Here is a 22,869-nt window from a genome sequence, read left to right on the forward strand (position 1 = left end):
CACACACAGGTCGGATATACGGTCGCAGTCGCACCCATTTGCCCTATCTCAACTCGCTCTTGCAAAACGGGAGGAGTCCATATACGGAATCCAGAACGGCCGCAGACTGGACCCCGGCCTTCGCCGGGGCGACGGATTCTTTTGGGGCTTTTATGACTGATTGCACCCTGATCGGTATTCTCGACGACGGATGGAGCGGCCTGTCTGACGCGGCACGCCACCGGCTAACCACCGCCAGCGTCGTCATCGGCGCCGGCCGCACGCTCGATCTCGTTCGCCCGCATCTGACGCCCGACTCCCTTTGCCACGACATGGACGGCGCACTGGCCAAGGTGCCGGAATGGACACGGGCCGCGCTGGCGGAAGGCTGCACCGTCGCCATCCTCGCCACCGGCGACCCGCTCTGTCACGGCATCGGCGCCTGGTTGAAAGAAAGAATCGACGCACCACTCGAAATCCTGCCCAACGTCTCGACGCTACAACTGGCCTGCGCCCGCTTCCAGCAACCGTGGCAGGACATCAGGATCGCATCCTGCCACAGCAAGGACGCCGGCGAATGGTTCATCGGCGCGACGCCCGAGCACGGTCTCTACCCCGCGATGCGCGCTATCGCGCAGCACCCGCGGATTTTCCTGTTCACCGGCCCGGAGAACAGCCCGGACCGCCTGGCGCGTGCGCTGCTGGCAGCCGGCTACGCCAGTGACGAAGTCCGCCTTTCGATCGCCTGCCGCCTGCAGCTGGACGGGGAAGAGCTGTTCACCGACCTGTCGCTCGACACCGTCGCCGCGATTAGTGTCCCCGAGCCGAACGTCGTCCTGGTGCAACGCAAGGAAGGCGCGGGAACGCCCAGCTTCGGACTCGACGACCTCGACTACATTCAGCGCAGCCCGGAAAAAGGACTGATCACCAAGCAGGAAGCACGCGCCCTGTCGCTCGCCAAGCTGCGCATCCGACCCGACGCCACCGTCTGGGACATCGGCGCCGGCTCCGGTTCGGTCGGTCTCGAAGCGGCCCGGCTCGCGCCGCACGGCCACGTCTGGGCCATCGAGAAGGCTGCAGGCGACGCCGCCAACGCCCGCGCCAACGCCGCGCGTTTCCGGATCAGCAACTATTCGCTGTTCGACGGCAAGGCGCCGCAACATCTCGACACCTGGCCCGACCCGGACGCGGTGTTCATCGGCGGCTCCGGCGGCGAACTCGGCGCGCTGATCCGCCTGATTCTTGGCCGACTGAAACCCTGTGGCCGGCTGGTGATGAACTTCGTCACGCTGGAGAACCTGGCCACCGCCACCGCGACGCTGACCGAACTGAACGCAGAGGGTGACATAAGCTGGGACGTCGTCCAGCTGCAGGCCAGTCGCAGCCAGCCGATCCTCGACATGCACCGCATGGCGGCGCAGAACCCGGTGTGGATCGTCACCGCATCGAAGAGCGAAGAATGACGTATCCATCCACCCCAACGGTTTTATCTCCGTCATCCCGGCGAAGGCCGGGATCCAGTCCGGCGGTTGAAATTCTGGATTCCGGCCTGCGCCGGAATGACGGCCACTTCCAATGATTAGGCACGCACCAATGAACAAAACCTACGGAAAACTGATCGGCGCCTCGCTCGGCCCCGGCGATCCCGAACTGATCACCCGCCGCAGCTGGGCCGTGCTGCAATCGAATGCGCGCTGGATCTACCCGGTGAAGAAGGCCGAGGAAGTCTCCTACGCGCTGTCGATCGTCGAGCGCGGCGGCATTCCGCGTCCCGCAGACGCCGTCGAACTGGTCTTCCCGATGACCCGCGACGCCGAAGCGCTGGGCAAGGCCTGGGTCCGCGCCGCGCAGCAAACGGTCGAGTTGCTCGGCGAAGGCCGCGACCTCGTCTTCCTCGTCGAAGGCGACGCCTCGACCTTCGCCACCTTCGGCCACCTCGCCCGCGTCGTGCGCGAGTTGGTGCCCGAAATCGAGGTCGAGACCATTCCCGGCGTTTCCTCCTTCGCCGCCGCCGCGGCCACCACCGGGATGCCGCTGGCCGAGGAAGACGAAACGCTGGCGATCATCCCGGCCGCCTACGGCACCGGCGTCATCGACCACATGCTCGACGAGTTCGACACGCTGATCCTGCTCAAGGTGAAGCCGCTGCTCGATGAGGTCATCGAATTGCTCGACCGTCGCGGCCTGCTGGAAACCAGCTGCTTCATCGAAAAGGTCGGCTCGCCGGAGGAACGCGTGATCCGTGATCTCGGCAGCCTGAAGGGCGCAACGGTCAACTACCTGTCGCTGCTGCTGGTGCAGAACCCGAAGCGCGAACGCGGCGAATTGCGCCGCGGCTGCCGCCGGCGCAAGGAAGCTGCGAATGCCTGACCGGCCGCTGATTCTCCGTCACACCGGCGAAGGCCGGTGTCCAGTTTGTGCGTCAAATTTCTGGATTCCGGCCTTCGCCGGAATGACAGTGCATTTTCAGCGGAAAGCGGATTGCCGATGAAAACGGCAGTCATCTCGATCACCCGACATGGCCTCGCCACGGCTGGCCGCGTCGTCGCCGCCTTGCCCGGCGCGCAACTTTACGCGCCGGAGAAATTCGCGGCAGAAGCGCAATCCGCCGCTCCCGGGCAAGCACACCCCTACGCATGCAAGACAGGTGAGCAACTGGGCACGCTGTTTGCAAACCACGACGCCATCATCGCCATCCTCTCGCTCGGCGCAACGGTGCGCATGATCGCGCCATTCCTGCAGTCAAAGGAAACCGACCCGGCCGTGGTCGTCCTCGACGAAGGCGGGAAGTTCGTCATCCCGGTGCTCTCCGGCCACCTCGGCGGCGCCAACGCACTGGCAGGCCATCTGGCGGCAGCTCTCGGCGCCCAAGCCGTGCTGACCACCGCGTCCGATTCGCGCGAAACCATTGCCGTCGACCTGCTCGGCCGCGAGCTCGGCTGGACCTTCGAAGCCACGCACGACGAACTTGTCCACGCCAGCGCCGCCGTGGTCAATGACGAACCCGTCGCGCTGGTGCAGGAAGCCGGAAGCACGGGCTGGTGGACCCACCACGCCAATGGGCGCCTAGGGGCCCTGCCGGCCAACGTCATCCTGTTCAACACACTGGAAGACGTCGCCCCGGAGAAATTCGCCGCCGTCCTCTGGATCAGCGTGCGCCCGATGCCCGCCGACTACAGAGAAAAGCTCGCCGGCCGCTGCGTCACCTACCGCCCGGGGACCGGATCATGAAGATCGCTCTCGGCCTCGGCTGCGACCGCAACACGCCGCTCGCCACGGTCAAAACCGCCATCGGCGCCGCGCTGGCCGCGTGTAGCGCCACATGGAACGACATCCAGGCCGTCGCCAGCATCGACCTGAAAGCCGACGAACCGGCGCTGCAGCAACTCGCCGCGGAACAGGGCTGGGCCATCCGTTTCTACACTGCGCAGGAACTGGCGACGATAGACGTCCCCAACCCCTCGGAAACCGTGCGCAAGCACACCGGCACGCCCACGGTCTCCGAAGCCGCCGCGCTGCTTGCCGCCCAGCCGGACACTCCGGACAAAACCAACCTCCTCATCGAAAAACACCGCCATCGCGGCCCCGACGGCCGCAATGCCACCGTCTCCATCGCAAGGATTCCCGAATGAATCAAGCCACCTCCCACGGAAAGATCATGCTCGTCGGCCTCGGCCCGGGCAGCCACGATTACCTGACCGGCCGCGCGCGCGCCGCCATCGCCGAAGCCGACACGGTGATCGGCTACGCCACCTACATCCGCCTGGTGAAGGACCTGCTCGACGGCAAGGAAGTGATCAAGAAGGCGATGACCGAAGAACTCGACCGCGCCATCGAAGCCTACGACCGCGCGAAGCTAGGCAAGAAGGTGGCGATCGTTTCCTCCGGCGATGCCGGCGTCTACGGCATGGCCGGCCCGACCTTCGAAGTGCTGTTCCAGGCTGGGTGGACCCCGGATTCCGGAATCGAAGTGGAGATCATCCCCGGCGCCTCGGCGATCAACACCTGCGCCTCGCTGGTCGGCGCGCCGCTGACGCACGATTTCTGCGCTATCTCGCTCTCGGACCTGCTGACCCCGTGGCCGACCATCGCCCGCCGCCTCGACGCCGTCGCCTACTCCGATTTCGTCGTCGCCCTGTACAACCCGAAGAGCGGCAAGCGCACGCGGCAGATCCAGGAAGCGCGGCGCATCTTCCTGCGCCACCGCGACCCGAACACGCCGGTCGCCGTCGTCAAGTCGGCTTTCCGCGCCAAGCAGCGCATCGAGTTCACCACGCTCGGCACGATGCTCGACGCTGACATCGGCATGCTGTCGACGGTGCTGATCGGCAACTCCAACACCTACGTCAAGCACGGCCTGATGATCACCCCGCGCGGCTACGCCAACAAGTACGACGTCGAAATTGGCAACAGCGCCGCGCGCGACGGCGAGAAGCGCGGCATCTCGCTCTCGACCGGCCTCAACGGCTGGCTCGAAGCCATTCACGCCGCACACGCCGACGGCCTGTCGCCGGCCGAACTGGCCAAGGCCTACCGCCTGCCGGAAGACTACATCGCCGCCGTGCTCGCCGAGCCGCTCGACCTTGAAGAGGACGAAGCGGAAGAAAGCACCGAAGCCTGAGCCAACACCTCATTGACCGGAGAATCGTCATGACCGTACAGAACACTACCGGCCGCGTCGCCCTCATCGGCGCCGGTCCCGGCGACGCCGAACTGATCACCCTCAAGGGCGCCCGCCTGCTCGGCGAAGCCGACGTCGTCATCTACGACAACCTGGTCAGCCCCGGCGTCATGGACCTGGTTGCGCCAACCGCCGAACGCATCTTCGTCGGCAAGATGGCCGGCAACCACACCTTGCCGCAGGAGGAAATCTGCGAGCTACTGGTTGCCAAGGCCAGGGAAGGCAAGCGCGTTGCCCGTCTCAAGGGCGGCGATCCGTTCGTCTTCGGGCGCGGTGGCGAGGAAATGGACGTGCTGATGGCCGCCGGCATCCCGGTGGACATCGTTCCCGGCGTCACCGCTGCGCTCGGTGCCGCCGCCAGCTTCGGCTTCCCGCTCACTCACCGCGACCACGCCCAGAGCTGCGTCTTCGTCACGGGCCACCTCAAGGACCACACCGTCGACCTCGACTGGCCGGCACTCGCCCGCCCGGGGCAGACCGTGGTGATCTACATGGGCGTCACCGGCCTCGAAACGATCTCGCGCGAACTGCAGGCCGCCGGTCTGCCGGGCAACACGCCGGCCGCACTGCTCTACCGCGCCACCTGGCCGAACCAGCAGGCCTACTCCGGCACGCTGGCCACGCTGCCCGAGCTTGCGCGCGAGCACAAGGTCAAGCCGCCGACACTGATCGTCATCGGCAGTGTGGTCCGGCTGATGCACGCTTGCTAAGATGCGCGCAGTCCCCCACGCTGCGTCATTGAAGAAGGGCTGCGAACGATGTTTCTCGAAAAATTCCTCGTCCAGTTCACCTGGCTCGACTGGATCGGGCTGATCTGGTTCCTTACCTGCTGGCTCGGCTTCGAGCAGGTGGTCGAACGTGGCTGGAGCGGGCGCAAGAGCCTCATGGAGGAAACGCACAAGCTGCGCCTGCAGTGGGGGCGGGTCATGCTCACGCGCAGCCCGCGCATCGTCGATGTGGCGCTGATCAGCAACCTGCTGCAAAGCCTGTCGTTCTACGCCAACACCTCGATCTACATCATCGCCGCGCTGTTCGCCGCACTCGGCGCCCTCGACCAGCTGATGGCGCTGGCCTCCGACCTGCCGTTCGCGCGGTCGATGTCGCGCGAAGCCACCGAGATCAAGCTGCTGCTCCTGATCGGCATCTTCATCGTCGCCTACTTCAAGTTCACCTGGTCGCTACGCCAGTTCAACCTGCTCTCGATCACCCTCGGCTCGGTGCCGCAGGAAGGCGAGCCGGAAGAAATGGAGAGCTACGCGCAAAAATTCGCCGCGGTCAATTCGTGCGCCGGCAACGACTTCACCCGCGGCCTGCGCGCCTATTATTTCGGCATGGCGGTGATGTCCTGGATGGTCTCGCCCTGGCTGTTCATCCTCGCCACGATCGTCATCGTGGTCGTTCTCGCCCGGCGCGAGTTCTACTCGCCGGTGCTCAAGGCGCTGACCGACATCGACCCGCCGCGACCGCGGGAATAACCGCCTCCGCACGGGTGGCATGTAGAAGTCGCCTCCTCCACGACGCGAAGAGGCAAAGACTGGGCAAAGGAAGACAGATCTCATCATCGATGTTTCGTCTGCCTTGATGCTTTCCGCCTGACTTCGCGCTCCCTTTGCTCCGTTTAGCCCTTGGCGCCGGGGTTTCCGTTCTCGACTGCTATCGCAACGCACCCGGACCTTGAAATGGAAGTGCGTATTCGATATATTGCTAACTCGAATTAGCAACCATAAAACCGGGGCAAACATGAGCGAAAAAGTCTTTCTGGGAATCGACGTCGGTTCGGCCAGCGTGCGCGCCGGGTTGTTCGACGGCAACGGGCAACGGCTGGCCTTCGCGGTACGGCCGATCAAGCAATTCCACCCGAAACCGCTGTTTGTCGAACAATCCTCCGCCGACATCTGGGCGCAGACCTGCGCCGCCGTGCGCGAGGCCGTGGCGACGGCGGCGATCGATCCGGCGAGCATCGCGTCGATCGGCGTCGACGCGACCTGCTCGGTGGTGGCCGTCGGCGCCAACGGGGCGCCAGTCTCCGTCGCCGAGAGCGGCGAGACGGAGCGGGACATCATCATGTGGATGGATCACCGCGCCGAAAAGCAGACCGCCGCGCTCAACGCCACCAAGGATCCCGCGCTGGCCTACGTCGGCGGCGAGGTCAGCATCGAGATGGAACTGCCGAAGGTGCTGTGGCTCAAGCAGAATTTCCCGGAGCGTTACGCGGCCGCGTGGCGCTTCTTCGATCTCGCCGACTACCTGACCTGGCGCCTGTCCGACGCGGATATCGCCAGCGTCTGCACGCTGACCTGCAAGTGGAATTATCTGGCGCACGAGAACCGCTTCAGCGAATCGCTGCTGGCCGGCGTCGGACTCGACGACATCACCAGCAAGGTACCGCCGAACGTCCTGCCGCTCGGCTCCGCGGCCGGCACACTCTCTCCCCGGGCCGCTGCTGAACTGGGACTGCCCCCCGGCATCGTCGTCGCGACAGGGATCATCGACGCCCATGCCGGCGGTCTGGCGCTGGTCAGCACGGAACCCAAGGGCAGCCTGGCGATCATCGGCGGCACGTCGAACTGCCACATGGTGGTCAACCCGACGCCGGTCATGGTACCGGGCGTCTGGGGCCCCTACTTCGGCGCCATGCTGCCGGGCTACTGGCTGAACGAAGGCGGGCAAAGCGCGGCCGGCGCCCTGCTCGACTGGACGCTGCGCCAGAGCGATGCCTGGCCGCTGCTCGAAAGCACCGCCAAGGCGGAAAACCGCAACATTTACGCCGTGCTCAACGACTGGCTCGTCGACCTGGAGAAACGCGAGACCTGGCCGACCCGCAACCTGCACGTCCTCTCCGACCACCACGGCAACCGCTCGCCGCGCGCCAATCCGCACGCGCGCGGCGCGGTCGTCGGCCTGACCCTCGAACAGGGCAAGGACGCACTGGCGCGCCTCTACCTCGCCACCCTGCAGGCGCTGGCCTACGGCACGCGCCATATTGTCGAAAGCATGAACGCCGCCGGGCACGCCATCACGCGCATCGTGATGTGCGGCGGCGGCACCAAGAACCCCTACTGGCTGCGCGAGAACGCGGATGCCACCGGCTGCGAAATCCAGCTGGTCAGCGAGGAAGACGCCGTCACCCTCGGTGCGGCGCTGCTTGGCGCCGTCGCCAGTGGCGCCTTCGCCTCGCTGCCAGAGGCCGCTGCAACGCTGGTGCGACCCGGCGGCAGCGTCGCGCCGCGCATCGAAACCAAGGCCTTCCACGACGCGAAGTACGCCGTCTACCTGCAGCTTTACGAAGACATGGAACGTTGCCGTTCCGCCATGCGGGCGTGGCAGTAAGCCACCCCTGAATTTTCCGAGGAACCTCACATGCTTACACTTACCCTCCCCGAATCGAAGCCGCTGATCAAGGCCGGAACCAACGAAGTGCTGCTGGTCACCAACGCCGACCTGCGCGAATCGGCCAACGTCGAATGCTGGCCGGTGCAGAACAAGTTCGAAGCCAAGCTGCAGGACGCGCTGTCCAGCCGTTTCGGCGTCAGCGCCAAGCGCGCCCACCTGTACAAGGGCGACAAGGGGCATGGCTTCATCAGCAGCCAGCGTGAGGGCAGCGACCTGTTCGCCACCATCGACCCGGATTCGCCTGTCATCGTCCTGCTCACCGCCTGGCAGTACTCGCACCACCTGGCGCCGAGCCTCGCCAAGCACCGCGGCCCGGTGTTGCTGCTGGCCAACTTCGACGGCACCTGGCCGGGACTGGTCGGCACCCTGTGCATGGCCGGCACGCTGACCGGTCTGGGCAAGGCGTATTCCCGCCTGTGGTCGTCCAACTTCGATGACGAGTTCTTTTTCAAGGGACTCGACTCCTGGCTGAAGACCAGCACGATCAAGCATGATCTCTCGTACCTGCATCCGGTCGACGCCAACCACCCGGTGGCCAAGACGCCGGCCTGGGCACTGGGCCAGAAGGTCGGCGAATACGTGCTGCAGCACAAGGAAATCATCGGACTGTTCGACACCTTCTGCATGGGCATGATCAACGGTGTCTTCCCGCAGAAGGCACTCGTGGACATCGGCATGCCGCTGGAAAGCCTGTCGCAGTCGGCACTGCTCGTCGAGATGGCCAAGGTACCGGCGTCGCTGCGCGAGGAATGCCTGAAGTGGTACGAAGATCGCGGCATGAAGTTCCAGTACGGCAGCGATCCGGCCAAGGAGCTGACCCGCGAGCAGGTGCTGGAGCAATGCGCGATGATGATCGCCATGGCCCGCTTCACCCAGCGCTTCGGCCTCTCCTGCGTCGGCGTGCAGTACCAGCAGGGGCTGGCGCATTCCTGCGCGGCCTCGGACTTCGCCGAAGGCGCCATCGGTTCGACCGACCGCTTCCCGATCCCCGACGAGAACGGCGAGATCATCCGTCCGGGCAAGCCGATCACCTGCGCCAACGAGGTCGACATGGGCACGGCGATTCCGCAGACGATGCTCTTCCGCCTGCTCGACTCACTCGGACTGCCGTCGGAAACCACGCTGCACGACATCCGCTGGGGCAGCGAGTACGAAGGCACCTTCTACTGGGATTTCGAAATCTCCGGCTCGGTGCCGTTCGAACTCCTCAAGGGCGGCATCGCCGGTTCCACCGGCTATCGCCAGCCGGCCATGTACTTCCCGAAAGGCGGCTCGTCGATCCACGGCCAGGGCAAGGCTGGACGACTGATCTGGGCGCGCGCGCACTATGAAGGCACGCAGGTGTTCATGCACATCGGCACCGGCACCGCCGTCGAGCTGCCCGCCGCCGAATTCGAGCGCCGGCGCAAGGCGACAACCTACGAGTGGCCGCTGCTCAACTGCGTCCTCGACGGCGTCGGCCGCGACGACCTGATGGCCGGCCACCAGAGCAACCACATCACCATCGCCTACGTCGACGAAGACAAGCTGCAGGACGTGCTGCGCGCCTTCGTCGCCCAGGCCGTCACACAGAACATCAAGGTGTCCGTCGCCGGCGACGCCTTCAAGGCACTGTAGTACCTCCTCGGGGGCGGTCGGTCCCGGCCGCCCCGTTTTTTTCTCCCCGGAAACACAATGACTACACACGAGCACTACCGTGGCGTCTGGCCTGTGATGCTGACGCCGTTCGACAACCAGCGTGAAATCGACTGGGAGTCGCTGAAAAAACTGATCGACTGGTACATCAGGGCCGGCGTCAATGGCCTGTTCGCCAACTGCCAATCCAGCGAGATGTTTTTTTTGTCCGAAGCTGAATCGCTACAGCTAACCCGTTTCGTCCTCGACTACGTCGACGGGCGCGTTCCGGTCGTCGCCTCCGGCCACACCGCCTGCGGACTGTCGCAACAGATCGACCAGCTCGGCAAGATCGCCGAGACCGGTGTCGACAGCGTGATCCTGATCAGCAACCGTCTCGCCATGCCGGGCGAAAGCGACGCGACGGTGCTCGCCAACCTGCGGAAGATCACCGCTGCGGTGACCGACAAGGTCGGCCTCGGCATCTACGAATGCCCGCATCCGTACAAGCGCCTGCTCTCCGACGACGTCGTCCGCTGGTGCGCGCAGAGCGGCCGCTACACCTTCATCAAGGACACCTGCTGCCAGATCGACACCATTCGCCGCCGCGTCGAACTGTCGAAGGGCAGCCGCATGCACATCGCCAACGCCAACGGCCAGACCCTGCTACCTTCCCTGCAGGCCGGCGCGCACGGCTACAGCGGCGTGATGACCAACTTCCACCCCGAGCTGTACGTCTGGCTGTGCGACAACTGGCAGCAGGAACCGGAAAAGGCCGAGACGGTCTTCGCCTACCTGTCGACCTCCTCGCTGGCCGAATGCCTCGACTACCCGATCTGCGCCAAGGACTACCAGAAGTCGATCGGCAACTTCCAGACCGTCGCCTGCCGCGTGCGCGAAGCCGGGAACTACTATTCGGCGCACTTCCAGAGCAACGTGCAGCAGATGGTTCAGCTGGGCGAAATCATCAAGAAGCAGCTTGGCATCCTGCAGTAAGCGCGCAGCGTCCACTCACGGTGGCGGCTTCGGCCGCCCCGTGAGCATTTCCTGATCGACAGACGGTCAAAAAAACGCAACAGACGCCGAAAACACGCGGCGGTAGACTCGCGGCCTTCTTCTGGCGGCATGGCCGCCACACCGCTTTTCTCCCATTACAGGTAACCGTCATGCATCAGGATGCACTCGCCGGGCTTCGCGATTTTCTCGTCAACAAGGAACAGCCGCTGGCGCTGCTGGCCCTCGCCAGCCTTTTCGTCGGGCTGGACACCGGATCGGTGCCGACCTTGTTGCTCTGCGTGCTGGCCGCAGGCGCTGCACGCGTCGTCAGGTTTTATCTGAACGACCGTCCGACGCAACGCTCGGCCTGGGCGTTCTAACCTTCAGGCGTCGCTCAGTCGGCGCGTTCGGTATCGACCTTGCGGCTGCGCCAGTGCAGGCACGCCGGCACCGTCGTCGAATCCGGCGCCTTCTTGTTGATCATTCCGATCAGTCGTTCGAGGCTGGCGCTCGCCAGTGCCTGACTGTCCTGCTGGATGGCGTCGATCTTCAGCGGCAGACAGTCGAGCAGGTAGTGGTCGTCGAAGGTGATGATCCGCTGCGGGGCGATGCTGAAATGGCGGTGTTCGCTGATGAACGCCAGCGCCCCTTCGAGCAGGGTGATCGAGCCGGTGAACAGCACCCGCGGATAGCGGCCGAGGTCCCGATAGCACTCCAGCATCAGCTCATAGCCGCTGCGCCGACGATAGTCGCGTGCCCGCACCCAGCCGGGCTGTTCGGCCAAACCGGCCTCGGCAAGCGCGGCACGGAAGCCGCGCAGACGGTCGATACTCGGCGAGAGGTTCGGCTGGCCACCGAAATAGAAAGCTTCTTCCGGATAACTGGCCAGCGCATCGAGCACCATCGTCGTCACCGCGCTTTCGGCATCGGTCACCACGTAGGGCAGGTCGCAGCCGTCGAGACGCCGGTCGACGAGGAACAGCGGCAGGCGCTTGCTCCACTTCAGGTAGGTTTCCGGATCGGTCGAGCAGGGATCGATGATCAGGCCATCGACCTGCCGGGCAATCAGGTGCTCGATTCCCGCGGTTTCCTGTTCGACTTCGTCATTGCTCGAGACCACCAGCAACTGATAGCCCGCCTGGTGGCAGATCGGCTCCATCGCCTGCGCCAGACTGGCATGAGCAAAGTTGGTCAATTCGGGAATGACCAGCCCAAGGGTGTTACTGCATCCGGAACGCAACGCGCGTGCCGAATGCGATGGCTGGAAGTTGTTGTCCCGCGCCGTGGACAACACACGCTCCTGGGTGGCGGCGGAGATCCGGAACTGCTCGGCACGACCGTTCAGGACCATGCTGGCGGTCGTTCGCGACACGCCCGCCATGCGGGCGATGTCGTCGATGGTAAGGCGCTTGTAGCTCGTCGTCATTCGATGATTTCAGCGTGCCACGCTCCGGGCGCGGCTTCTTGTTTGTCAGACCGTGTTGTATCCCATCGACTGCGGCAACCAGAGCACCAGATCGGGGACCAGGGTCAGCAGCAACAGGGTGAGAAGCAGAAGGATAACAAACGGCACGCTCTCCCGGATCATGCCGCGCAATGACGTCCCGGTCAGCGCGTTGAGGACGAACAGCAGCATCCCGAACGGCGGTGTCACCAGGCCGATCATCATGTTGACCACGGCGACCACGCCGAAATGCACCAGATCGACGCCCATGGCCTTGGCCGAAGGGATCAGCAAGGGCACCAGGACCAGCAGCATCGTCGAAGTGTCGAGGAAGCAACCGAGGAACAGGAAGACCACGTTGCACAACAGCAGGAACTGCACTTTGCTGAACTCGTGCGTGGTAAACCACTGGGCGACGAGATCCGGAATCTGCTCCGCGGCGATCGCGTAGTTCATGATGAACGCGCTGGCCACGATCAAGGTCACCGAGGCGCTCTGCTTGAGCGAATCGTGCAGAACGGTCCATAGCCGCTTCCAGGAGAGCGTCCGGTAGTACAGGGACAGCAGCAGCGCATGCATCGCCGCGACCGCGGCAGCCTCGGTCGGCGTAAAGACGCCGGTGTAGATGCCGCCGAGGAGGACGATCGGGATCGTCATCGGCAGGAATCCGTCGAGCACCACCTTTGGCATGTCCTTCATCGGGATGGCTTCTTCACGCGGGAAATCGCGGATGCGGGCAAGGATGTAGATGCCGACCATCAGAGACAAGGCCATCAACACGCCCGGAACCACGCCGCCGAGGAAGAGCGCCCCGACCGAGGTTCCCGACACCAGTGCGTAGATCACCATCGGGATCGACGGCGGCGCGATCGGCCCGATCGTCGCCGAGGTGGCCGTGATTGCCCCGGCGAATTCGGGGGTGAAGCGGTTCTTGTCGGTCATCATCCGCATCGAGACGAGGCCCGGCCCGGCGGCATCGGCGATGGCGCTGCCGCTCATCCCGGAGAAGATCACGCTGACCAGGACATTGACGTAGGCCAGGCCGCCGCGAAAGCGCCCGACCAGGGCGATGGCCATGGAGAACATCCGTTCGCTGATCGAACCGGCGTTCATGATGCTTGCCGCGAGGATGAACAGCGGCACGGCGAGCAGCACATAGCTGTTGTAGAGGCCGTTCAGCACCTGCTCGGCCATCAGCCCCACGTCCTGCCCCTTGGCGACGAGATAGGCCACGCCGCCGGCGAGCATGCCGAACGAGATGGGTGCCCGCAGCAGCATGGTGCCGCCCATGACCACGAGCATGATGAGGATTGCATTGCTCATTCGACAGACTCCGCGTTTTTGGGATCGTGCGGGACGGCGCCCACTTCGTCTTTCCAGTTCGGGCCGAAAAGAATCACGAGTTTTCGTATGTAAAACAGGCCGATGGCCGCCAGGAACAGGATGAAGGCGGAGAATACGTAGGCGAAGGGAATCCCCAGCACCGGCGTGTCCTCACGCATCATGAAACTCACATAGCTGTACGAGGCGGGAATCGCCCACAGGAACAGCCCGCCGATGATCAGCGAATAGGTGATACAGAAGACGCGCTTGCCTTGATCACCGAGGTGTTCATAGACGATGTCCAGCATGACGTGATCCTTTTCCTTGAGCATGAAGGCGCCCGCCCAGAACATGCTGAAAACGTAAAGGATCACGATCAGTTCATCGCTCCAGGCCAGCGGCTTGTTGAACACGAAGCGCAGGACCACCTGGAAGATGAACGTCACGAACAAGACGCCATAACTCAACGTGCCGATAAATCCGGCCACATTTTTCAACTGCTTAAGCATGATGCCCTCACTGAAAGCCGAGGCGCTCCGGCGGGGCATCGACACCCGCGCCGGAGCTGTTCAGGCACCCGTACGGGCGCCTGCCAGGGGGATTACTTCACTGCGTTGATCTTTTCCAGCAATCCCTTCGGCCAGATGTTGGCGTACTCGGACTTCAGGTACTTGTCCTGAACCACCTTGCGGAACTCGTCGACGTTGGGCTTGACGATCTTCATGCCCTTGGCCTTGAACTCGTCCACGATGGACGCCTCGTCCTTGATGCGGTTCTCGTTGTTGTATTTGGCGGCATCCTGGGCGGCGGCCTTGATCTTTTGCTGCTGCTCCGGCGTCAGGGCGTTGAACGCCTTGGTTGCATACGACAGGAAGATCGCGTCGACCAGGTGGTTGGTCATCACCACGGTCTTGCTCACTTCGAAGAACTTCGCCGCGCGTGCGCTGGGCAGCGGGTTGTCCTGACCATCGATGGTCCCGGTTTTCAGGGCCAGATAGACTTCGCCGAAAGCCAGCGGCGTCGCCGTCGCGCCGAGCGCCTCGCCGAGGAACAACCACTCCTTGCTGCCCGGCATGCGCAGCTTCACCCCCTTGAGGTCGGCCGGGGTCATCACGTTTTTGTCTTCACGCAGCATGACCTGACGGGTACCGAGGTAGGCAGTCGCCAGCGGCGTCACGTCCATCTTCTTGACCACCGGCTTGAACACTTCCTCGCCGATCGGGCCGTTGAACACCTTCTGCTGATGATCCGGGTCGCGGATGATGTAGCCGGCGGTGAAGATCGAGAACTCCGGCACCAGCTTGGAGATGTCCTGCGCTGAAATCGCGGACATTTCCAGGTTGCCGCGCGCCATCGCAGCCGGTTCGGTACCCTGCTTGAACAGCGCCGCGTTCAGGTGGATCTGGACGTCGAACTCGCCCGGAGCGGATTTCTCCAGCGAATCCTTGAACACGGTCCACATCTTGGCATGCCAGTCGTCCGGCACGGCCGGGGTCGAGATGCGGATCACCTTCTTGGCTTGCGCCATGGCTTGCGGTGCAGCAAAGCCGAGGCCGAGTGCGGCAACGGCAACCAGGGCCCTGAGTGCATTCCGGTTAACGAAACGATGCTTCATGTGAGTATCCTTCCTGTTATTGACTACCCTCTGGCAGACCGCGCCCCGCTACCCCGACCTGCAAGGAACCGCGACACCCTCCGCCCCTCTCCAACCGCGCCACTTCTCGCGCCACGGCTCGACTACGACAACAACTCCCGGCTACTGCTACTGCTTCTCGCAGTCGGACGTCCGCCCACTGCAAGAGCCTCATTCAACCAGCTTCCCGGACGGTCCGCCACTCTTCCAGGAACCGCATCAACTCTGCATGGGTCGGCATGCCGCCCTGAGCCCCGGCGCGGGTAACTGACAGCGCCCCGGCAGCACACGCCAGCCGCGCCACCTCGCCAAGACCTTCTCCCCAGAACGCGGCCAATGCCCCGTTGAAGGTATCGCCGGCGCCAGTCGTATCGACCGCTGCGACCTTGAACGAGGGCTGATGGTGCAACGCCCCGTCCGTGCCGGCAAACCAGGCGCCGTCGGCCCCCCGCGTCATCAGGACGCGGCCCGGATGCGCCGCCAGTTGATCCCGCCAGGCGTCGCAGCTTCCGGAGGAAAGAATGGCCAGTTCGTGCTCGTTGGGGGTCAGCAAGGCAACGCGTTCGCGCAGCGAGGCCGGCAATGGAATGGCCGGCGCCGGATTGAGGATCAACGGCTTGCCATGTCGCTCGGCGAGTACGGCGACCGCCTCGACGGTCTCCAGCGGAATTTCAAGCTGGGTGATGACGACATCGGCCTCCTGGAAGGCTTGCTCCGCAGCCGCCACGTCGGCGGGTGAAAGCGCGTGATTCGCTCCCGGAACCACGACGATCGAATTCTCGGCCTGGCTGACGGTAATCGCCGCCACGCCGGTCGAAGAGGCATCGTCAACGCGTAGGTAACGCACGTCGATGCCTTCGCTCTTTAGCTGAGCCGTCAACTCGCGGCCGAAGGCATCCGCCCCGACGCAGCCGATCATCGCCACTTCCGCTCCGAGGCGCCGCGCGGCCACGGCCTGATTCGCGCCCTTGCCGCCGGGGAAGGTGCGAAAGCGTTGACCAAGCAGCGTTTCTCCCGGAGCGGGGAACTTCTCCGTTTCCACCACGAGGTCCATGTTGATGCTGCCCACCACCAAAACCCTGTTCATTCGCCCACCCCTGTTCGACGTTAGCTGCGCAGTTACTAAAACGTAATCAGCAGCCGCGTAATTTATCTCAGCAGACAGCAAAATGTCTACTGATGCGATTTGATGTCAACCGGGCGAGGCCGCCAGCTATGTCGAATTAGCAGGACATATTACAGAAGCCGCAGGGGTAGCCAGATTGCGGCAGACCAATTCCGCCGGAACTTCCGAGAGGACGGCCCCCGGATCTTCGCCGGAAATCGCGCCAACCAGGCAATCGACAATGCGTTGCGACAGTTCGCCCTCGTTCTGGCGGATCGAGAAAACCGGGTTGGGCAACAGATCGAGCATTGCATGATCGTCGAAGGTGCCGATCAGGATCTCCGGCGGGATTCGTCCGCAGGTCGCCCGGATCTGTTGCAGCGCACCTTCAAGCACCAGCAGCGAGGAACACATGAATGCCCCTGGCACCGGCCGGCCGCCGTCGGTCAACGAAAACATCAGCCGCCGACCGGCGTCGACGCTGTCCTCCGCTTCAAGCAGCACCCGCCCCTCGCTTGCCACTCCGCGTTCGGTGCAGGCCGCATTGAAACCGCGAATGCGGTCCTGGATGCTCGGCGACTCGGCGTGACCGCAAAGGAACGGAAACGCTTCGCCGCTTATCTGCTGCAGCATGCGCCGGGTCATTTCCAGCCCGCCCTGGCGGTTGTTGCTGACCACGGTCGGGAATTTCCCGGAGCCGTAGTCGCGGTCGAACATGACCACCGGCGTACGTTTGCGGCTCTTCAAAAGCTGGGGGGCGACCTGCGGCTGGCACGGCGCGATGACCAGGCCATCGACACCCCGGGCGAGCAGCTTGGCCACCGCCCGGTTCTCCAGCACCGGGTCTTCATGCGAGGCCACGGTCAGCAGCAGCAGATCGCGCTTGCGACAGAGCCCTTCCAGCGCCGCCATCAGACGGGCGAAAAAGGCGTTGGACAGATCGGGCACGACGAAACCGACGGTGTCGCTGCGGTTGAGTTTCAGGCTGCGCGCCGCGTGGTTTATCAAATAGCCGTGCAGGGCGACGTAATCCTCGATCTTCTTCCGGGTCGCGGCGCTGATGCGGTAGCGCTCCGACTGGCCGTTGATCACCAGACGCACGGTGGTGACCGAGAAACCGGTCTCTCTGGAAATTTCTTCGACTGTCTTCGCCATCGCTTTCTTACTGCGTCAATCAGCCATCGACTGTCGGCGCAAGGCATCGAGAAGCTTGCCGTGAATCCCGCCGAAGCCGCCGTTGCTCATCACCAGAATATGATCGCCGGCCCGTGCTTCGCGGACGATTCCGGCCACCAGCGCGTCGAGTTCGTCGGCCACGTTCGCTTTCTCGCCCATCGGCGCCAGCGCCTCCGCCGCGTCCCAGCCGAGGTTGGCCGCATAGCAGAAGACCCGGTCGGCCTCGGCCAGGCTGGCCGGCAGCTGGGCCTTCATCACCCCGAGCTTCATCGTGTTCGAGCGCGGCTCGAGAACCGCGAGGATACGCCCCGTTCCCTCTTTCTTTCTCAGGCCGGCAAGCGTCGTTGCGATCGCCGTCGGATGATGTGCAAAATCGTCATAAACGCTCACACCGCGTTCCGTGCCACGCAACTCCATCCGCCGCTTGACGTTCTCGAAACGCGACAACGCCGTCAAACCCTGCTCCAGCGGCACCCCCACGTGGCGCGCCGCCAGCAATGCAGCGATGGCATTGGCGCGGTTGTGTTCGCCGGAAAGCGCCCACTGCGTAGTCGCCACCGTCTCGTCGCCACGCATGAGACACAAGGCGCCGGAGGCATCGTCGCCGACCATGCGCCAGCCATCCGCCACGTTGAAGCGCTCCACCGGCGTCCAGCATCCGCGCGCCAACACTCGGCAGAGACTCGCCTCGCCACCGTTCGCCACGACCAGTCCATTTCGCGGCAGGGTGCGCACCAGATGGTGGAATTGCGTCTCGATGGCGTCCAGATCGGCGAAGATATCCGCGTGATCGAATTCGAGATTGTTCAGCACCGCGGTCCGCGGCCGGTAATGCACGAACTTCGACCGCTTGTCACAGAACGCCGTGTCGTACTCGTCCGCCTCGATCACGAAAAACGGCGAATCAGGCAACTCTCCATGCAGGCGGGCGGACACACCGAAGTTCCGCGGCACGCCGCCGATCAGGAAGCCGGGGCTCAGGCCGGCGTCCTCCAGAATCCAGGCCAGCATCGACGAGGTCGTCGTCTTGCCGTGGGTGCCGGCGACGGCCAGCACCCAGCGTCCGCGCAAGACATGATCGGCGAGCCATTGCGGCCCCGACACATAAGGCAGTCCGCGATCGAGGATTTCCTCCAGCAGCGGGTTGCCGCGGGAGATGGCGTTGCCGATGACGAAGCAGTCGGGCTGCAGGTCGACCTGTTCGGCGCCGTAACCTTCGATGAGTTCGATGCCCGACGCTTCGAGTTGCGTGCTCATCGGCGGATAGACGCCGGCATCGCAGCCGGTCACGCGATGGCCGGCCGCCCGCGCCAGTTGCGCGACGCCGCCCATGAAGGTGCCGCAGACGCCGAGGATGTGAATGTGCATGCGCTGAATCCGGATAGAATGACCCGGCGACGGCCTTGGCAGCCCGCCGGGATTGAACTGATCGGCGGGATTGTACCTCCTTCACGAAACACCCTGCCTCGACCGAAGCCAACCCACGGAGCGCCGCGCGATGAACACCCACGCACCTTTCCCCCCTGCCGACTCGCCCCGGACCCGCATTGCCAGCCTCGCGGCCCGGATGATGGCCGAGGACGGCATCAGCGACTACGCCACGGCCAAGCGCAAGGCCGCCCAGCGCCTCGGGCTGCCGGAAAACAACAGCCACCTGCCGGAGGACCGTGAGGTCGAGGCCGAACTGCGCGCCTATCAACGGATCTTCCAGGAAGACGAACAAACCGAGCGCATCGCCCATCTTCGGCAAAAAGCGGTTGAAGTCATGGACATCGTGCAGCGATTCAACCCGTATCTCACCGGCTCGGTACTCGACGGCACGGCCGGACGCTACGCCGAAATCGACATCCAGTTGTTCACTGACAGCGCCAAGGATGTCGAGATCTTCCTGCTCAATTCACGCATCGACTACCAGCACAGCACGCCGCGTTCCGAGCGCGCCGAAGCGGTGCTGACGCTGGACAGCGACGATGCCACGGTCAATCTGATCGTTTATCCGCTGAACGACGAGCGGGTGACCTTCAAGAAGCGCAACGGACAGCCGCGCGCCCGGGCGCGCGTCGAGGCGGTCCGGAAGATGCTGGCAGAAGACGGCAACGCTCCGTGATGACGCGCAGTTGGACGTTGACCGCAACGGCGGCGTTGCTCCTCGCCACAACGAGCGCGGTTTTTCTGCTGATAACAATGAAGGAGTCCGAGTCGCACCGGGCTGTCGACCGCCTGTTCGCCACGACGCTCGACGACCAGCACGGCCAGCGCCAGGCGCTGGCCCAATGGCGCGGCAAGGTCCTCGTCGTCAACTTCTGGGCGACCTGGTGCCCGCCGTGCCGTGAGGAAATGCCCTATTTTTCGCGCCTCCACACCGACTACGCGGCCCGGGGCGTGCAGTTTGTCGGCATCGCGGCCGATTCCGCCGAGGCGGTCCGCGCCTTCGCTGCACGCGAACCGATCGCCTACCCGTTGCTCGTTGGCGGGCCGGGCATCATCGAGTTGAGCACCGAACTCGGAAACCGGGTCGCCGGTCTGCCGTTTACCCTGCTTCTGGACCGCCATGGGGAACCGATCGCGACGCGAACGGGTCGACTCGCAGAAGCTGAACTGGAGAATCTGCTGAATCGGCAGCTTTCCGGACATTCGGCTAAAATGCCTTAGTTTTCCAACGAATTTCGGCGATCTTGCCGGCGTTCTCGCGTACTTTTACCGCACATTGACTCCCCTTCGCGCCGACGGCCACGACCGAACGCCCCAGCCCCAAGGAGGCTCCCCAAATGGACTTGCGCAAACTCAAGAAGCTGATCGACCTCGTCGAAGAATCCGGCATCGCCGAACTCGAAGTCACCGAGGGCGAAGAAAAGGTGCGCATCGTCAAGCACACGATGATGGCCGCCGCGCCCCAGACCTACATGCTCCCGCAAGCACCGGTGGCGATGGCAGGCGCCCCCACCCACCGCGAGAAATCCTCGACCTTTGACGATGAACTGGAAGACGAAGCCGAGGACGCCGAAGGCGAGGTCCTCAAGTCGCCGATGGTCGGCACCTTCTACCGTTCATCCAGCCCGGATTCGGCACCGTTCGTCGAGGTCGGCGACACGGTCAAGGTCGGCGACACGCTGTGCATCGTCGAGGCGATGAAGCTGCTCAACGAGATCGAATCGGAGTTTGCCGGCACGATCAAGGAAATCCTGGTCGACAACGGCCAGCCGGTCGAATACGGCGAGCCCCTGTTCATCATCGGCTAGGAGACCGCCATGTTCGGCAAGATTCTCATCGCCAACCGTGGCGAAATCGCCCTGCGCATCCAGCGCGCCTGCCGCGAAATGGGCATCAAGACCGTCGTCGTGCACTCCGAGGCTGATCGCGACGCGAAATACGTCAAGCTGGCCGACGAATCGGTGTGCATCGGCCCGGCGCCGTCGAACCAGAGCTATCTCAACGTTCCGGCGATCATCTCGGCGGCCGAGGTGACCGACGCCGAGGCGATCCACCCCGGCTACGGTTTCCTCTCGGAGAACGCCGATTTCGCCGAACGCGTCGAGTCGTCGGGTTTCGTCTTCATCGGCCCGCGCCCGGAGACGATCCGGCTGATGGGCGACAAGGTGTCCGCCAAGGCCGCGATGAAGGCCGCCGGGGTACCGTGCGTCCCCGGCTCCGACGGCGCCCTGCCCGAGGACCCGAAGGAAATCCTGAAGATCGCCAAGGCGGTCGGCTACCCGGTGATCATCAAGGCTGCCGGCGGCGGCGGCGGGCGCGGCATGCGCGTGGTGCATACGGAAGCGGCGCTGCTCAACGCGGTGAACACCACCCGCACCGAAGCGCTCAGTTTCTTCGGCAACGCCAACGTCTATCTGGAAAAGTACCTGGAAAACCCGCGCCACATCGAGATCCAGGTGCTTGCCGACAGCCACCGCAACGCCATCTACCTCGGCGAGCGCGACTGCTCGATGCAGCGCCGGCACCAGAAGATCATCGAGGAAGCTCCCGCGCCGGGAATCCAGCCCCGGCAGATCACGCGCATCGGTGAACGCTGCGCCGAGGCGTGCAAGCGCATTGGCTACCGCGGCGCCGGCACCTTCGAATTCCTCTATGAAAACCGCGAGTTCTACTTCATCGAGATGAACACCCGCATCCAGGTCGAACACCCGGTCACCGAGATGATCACCGGCATCGACATCGTCCAGGAGCAGATCCGCGTCGCCGCCGGCGAGAAGCTGGGCTTACGCCAGCGCGAGGTGACTCTCCGCGGACACGCCATCGAATGCCGCATCAACGCCGAGGATCCCTACACGTTCGTGCCCTTTCCCGGCAAGATCGACCGTTACCACCCCCCCGGCGGCCCCGGCATCCGCGTCGACTCGCACATCTATCAGGGCTATACGGTGCCGCCGCATTACGACTCGATGGTCGCCAAGGTCATTGCCTATGGCGATTCGCGCGAGCAGGCCATCCGGCGCATGCGCATCGCCCTGTCGGAAATGAGCATCGACGGGATCAAGACCAATATTGCGCTGCACCAGGAACTGATGCAGGATGCCAACTTTGTTGCGGGCGGCACCAGCATCCACTATCTGGAAAAACGCCTCGCCGCGCTCAGCGAAGTCAAGAACTGAGAACAACCAAGAACGCCGATTCATGCCCTGGATTTCCGTCACCATCGAAACCGACTGCGCGCACGCCGAGCGCCTGGCCGACGCCCTGCTCGACGCCGGCGCGCTCTCCGCGAGCATCGAGGACGCCGACGCCGGCACGCCTGAAGAAACGCCGCAGTTCGGTGAACCCGGATCGATCACCACGCCCGGCTGGACGCGCTCGCGCGTAGTCGCGCTGCTCGACCCTGAAACCGACATCGACGAATTGCTCGAAGCCTGCGTCCCGCTGGCCGGACTGGAAAACCTGCCCAGTTACACCAGCGCGGCAGTAGAAGAGCAGAACTGGGTGCAGCTGACCCAGTCGCAGTTCGACCCGATCCGCGTTTCGGACCGCCTGTGGATCGTCCCCTCCTGGCACACCGCGCCCGACCCCGAGGCCATCGTCCTCGTCCTCGACCCCGGCATGGCTTTCGGCACCGGCTCGCACCCGACGACGCGGCTCTGCCTCGAATGGCTGGAACGCAACGTCACCGAGGGCGTCTCCCTGCTCGACTACGGTTGCGGCTCGGGCATCCTGGCCATCGCCGCCGCAAAGCTCGGAGCGGAGGAGGTACTCGGGGTCGACATCGACCCGCAGGCCGTGATCGCCGCCGAGCACAACGCCACGCGCAACGAGGTGAGCGCCCGCTTCGCCGATTCCGCCGCCGAAATCGAGGGGCAGTTCGACATCGTGGTCGCCAACATCCTTTCGAACCCGCTCAAGGCGCTGGCGCCGGCAATCTGCGGGCACGTTCGCGCAGGTGGCCGACTCGCCCTGTCTGGAATTCTGGCCGAGCAGACGGATGAGTTGATCGCCGCCTACGCCCCGTGGATTCCCCTCGCCGTCGCCGACAGCCGCGAGGGCTGGGTCTGCCTGGCCGGGACGAAACCGGTCTGAAC

At 64.2% G+C, this 22,869-nt stretch carries 23 protein-coding genes; 16 read left to right on the plus strand and 7 right to left on the minus strand.

The features are described 5' to 3' along the window. Nucleotides 1–152: 152 nt before the first annotated feature. The 11 genes from cbiE (at nt 153) to BO74_RS08880 (ending at nt 11,043) form a co-directional block, all read left to right on the plus strand. On the plus strand, nt 153–1,442 hold the full coding sequence (gene cbiE, locus BO74_RS08830; protein WP_496441627.1) for a precorrin-6y C5,15-methyltransferase (decarboxylating) subunit CbiE: 1,290 nt from the start codon (nt 153–155) through the stop codon (nt 1,440–1,442). A 130-nt stretch (nt 1,443–1,572) separates the two neighbouring features. After that, a complete protein-coding gene (gene cobI, locus BO74_RS08835) occupies nt 1,573–2,349 on the plus strand; it encodes a precorrin-2 C(20)-methyltransferase (protein WP_496441628.1) in 777 nt (258 codons plus the stop codon). Nucleotides 2,350–2,466: 117 nt separating this feature from the next. Beyond that, nucleotides 2,467–3,210, plus strand: a complete 744-nt coding sequence (locus BO74_RS08840) for a cobalamin biosynthesis central domain-containing protein (RefSeq protein WP_496441630.1) — start codon at nt 2,467–2,469, stop codon at nt 3,208–3,210. Further along, nucleotides 3,207–3,611 carry a cobalamin biosynthesis protein gene (locus BO74_RS08845; RefSeq protein WP_496441632.1) on the plus strand — a complete coding sequence of 135 codons (405 nt, stop codon included), beginning with the start codon at nt 3,207–3,209 and terminating at the stop codon, nt 3,609–3,611. The genes BO74_RS08840 and BO74_RS08845 overlap by 4 nt, the downstream gene beginning before the upstream one ends. Then, nucleotides 3,608–4,600, plus strand: a complete 993-nt coding sequence (gene cobJ, locus BO74_RS08850) for a precorrin-3B C(17)-methyltransferase (protein WP_496441634.1) — start codon at nt 3,608–3,610, stop codon at nt 4,598–4,600. Before BO74_RS08845 ends, cobJ begins: the two co-directional genes overlap by 4 nt. A gap of 29 nt (nt 4,601–4,629) precedes the next feature. After that, nucleotides 4,630–5,370 carry a uroporphyrinogen-III C-methyltransferase gene (cobA, locus tag BO74_RS08855; RefSeq protein ID WP_496441636.1) on the plus strand — a complete coding sequence of 247 codons (741 nt, stop codon included), beginning with the start codon at nt 4,630–4,632 and terminating at the stop codon, nt 5,368–5,370. Nucleotides 5,371–5,418: 48 nt separating this feature from the next. Further along, a complete protein-coding gene (locus tag BO74_RS08860) occupies nt 5,419–6,135 on the plus strand; it encodes a DUF599 domain-containing protein (RefSeq protein ID WP_496441638.1) in 717 nt (238 codons plus the stop codon). A 265-nt stretch (nt 6,136–6,400) separates the two neighbouring features. Further along, nucleotides 6,401–7,990: an FGGY-family carbohydrate kinase gene (locus BO74_RS08865; protein ID WP_496441640.1), complete on the plus strand. Its 1,590-nt coding sequence runs from the start codon at nt 6,401–6,403 to the stop codon at nt 7,988–7,990. Between the two features lie 30 nt (nt 7,991–8,020). Then, on the plus strand, nt 8,021–9,670 hold the full coding sequence (locus BO74_RS08870; protein ID WP_496441641.1) for a hypothetical protein: 1,650 nt from the start codon (nt 8,021–8,023) through the stop codon (nt 9,668–9,670). Nucleotides 9,671–9,727: 57 nt separating this feature from the next. Beyond that, nucleotides 9,728–10,663, plus strand: a complete 936-nt coding sequence (locus tag BO74_RS08875) for a dihydrodipicolinate synthase family protein (protein WP_496441643.1) — start codon at nt 9,728–9,730, stop codon at nt 10,661–10,663. A gap of 170 nt (nt 10,664–10,833) precedes the next feature. After that, on the plus strand, nt 10,834–11,043 hold the full coding sequence (locus BO74_RS08880) for a hypothetical protein (protein WP_496441645.1): 210 nt from the start codon (nt 10,834–10,836) through the stop codon (nt 11,041–11,043). A 14-nt stretch (nt 11,044–11,057) separates the two neighbouring features. On the opposite strand, the gene BO74_RS08885 is transcribed toward BO74_RS08880, so the two are convergent. The 7 genes from BO74_RS08885 to mpl form a co-directional block, all read right to left on the minus strand. Further along, entirely contained in the window at nt 11,058–12,089 is a 1,032-nt protein-coding gene (locus tag BO74_RS08885) for a LacI family DNA-binding transcriptional regulator (RefSeq protein WP_496441647.1), read from the minus strand. Between the two features lie 45 nt (nt 12,090–12,134). Beyond that, complete coding sequence (locus tag BO74_RS08890) at nt 12,135–13,430, minus strand: TRAP transporter large permease (RefSeq protein ID WP_496441649.1); 1,296 nt, start codon at nt 13,428–13,430, stop codon at nt 12,135–12,137. Further along, nucleotides 13,427–13,939, minus strand: a complete 513-nt coding sequence (locus BO74_RS08895; protein WP_496441651.1) for a TRAP transporter small permease — start codon at nt 13,937–13,939, stop codon at nt 13,427–13,429. The genes BO74_RS08890 and BO74_RS08895 overlap by 4 nt, the downstream gene beginning before the upstream one ends. A gap of 92 nt (nt 13,940–14,031) precedes the next feature. After that, nucleotides 14,032–15,045 (minus strand): sialic acid TRAP transporter substrate-binding protein SiaP, encoded by a 1,014-nt coding sequence (locus tag BO74_RS08900; RefSeq protein WP_496441653.1) that lies wholly within the window; start codon nt 15,043–15,045, stop codon nt 14,032–14,034. 193 nt (nt 15,046–15,238) lie between these two features. Next, the gene (rbsK, locus tag BO74_RS08905; protein WP_496441655.1) at nt 15,239–16,150 is read right to left on the minus strand and encodes a ribokinase; all 912 of its coding nucleotides are present in this window, start codon (nt 16,148–16,150) and stop codon (nt 15,239–15,241) included. Nucleotides 16,151–16,276: 126 nt separating this feature from the next. Further along, the gene (locus BO74_RS08910) at nt 16,277–17,323 is read right to left on the minus strand and encodes a LacI family DNA-binding transcriptional regulator (protein WP_496441657.1); all 1,047 of its coding nucleotides are present in this window, start codon (nt 17,321–17,323) and stop codon (nt 16,277–16,279) included. A 15-nt stretch (nt 17,324–17,338) separates the two neighbouring features. Then, nucleotides 17,339–18,712 carry a UDP-N-acetylmuramate:L-alanyl-gamma-D-glutamyl-meso-diaminopimelate ligase gene (gene mpl / locus BO74_RS08915; RefSeq protein ID WP_496441659.1) on the minus strand — a complete coding sequence of 458 codons (1,374 nt, stop codon included), beginning with the start codon at nt 18,710–18,712 and terminating at the stop codon, nt 17,339–17,341. Nucleotides 18,713–18,842: 130 nt separating this feature from the next. On the opposite strand from mpl, the gene BO74_RS08920 reads away from it, so the two are divergent. From BO74_RS08920 to prmA, 5 genes are all read left to right on the plus strand, one after another. Beyond that, entirely contained in the window at nt 18,843–19,451 is a 609-nt protein-coding gene (locus BO74_RS08920; RefSeq protein ID WP_496441661.1) for a hypothetical protein, read from the plus strand. After that, complete coding sequence (locus BO74_RS08925; RefSeq protein WP_496441738.1) at nt 19,451–19,996, plus strand: TlpA family protein disulfide reductase; 546 nt, start codon at nt 19,451–19,453, stop codon at nt 19,994–19,996. Before BO74_RS08920 ends, BO74_RS08925 begins: the two co-directional genes overlap by 1 nt. 116 nt (nt 19,997–20,112) lie before the next feature. After that, complete coding sequence (gene accB / locus BO74_RS08930; RefSeq protein WP_496441663.1) at nt 20,113–20,583, plus strand: acetyl-CoA carboxylase biotin carboxyl carrier protein; 471 nt, start codon at nt 20,113–20,115, stop codon at nt 20,581–20,583. Between the two features lie 9 nt (nt 20,584–20,592). Further along, nucleotides 20,593–21,951, plus strand: coding sequence for an acetyl-CoA carboxylase biotin carboxylase subunit (gene accC, locus BO74_RS08935; RefSeq protein WP_496441665.1), 1,359 nt, complete (start codon nt 20,593–20,595; stop codon nt 21,949–21,951). Between the two features lie 22 nt (nt 21,952–21,973). Continuing rightward, on the plus strand, nt 21,974–22,867 hold the full coding sequence (prmA, locus tag BO74_RS08940; protein ID WP_496441667.1) for a 50S ribosomal protein L11 methyltransferase: 894 nt from the start codon (nt 21,974–21,976) through the stop codon (nt 22,865–22,867). Nucleotides 22,868–22,869 lie beyond the last annotated feature (2 nt).

The sequence above is a fragment of the Propionivibrio pelophilus DSM 12018 genome (assembly GCF_059569095.1).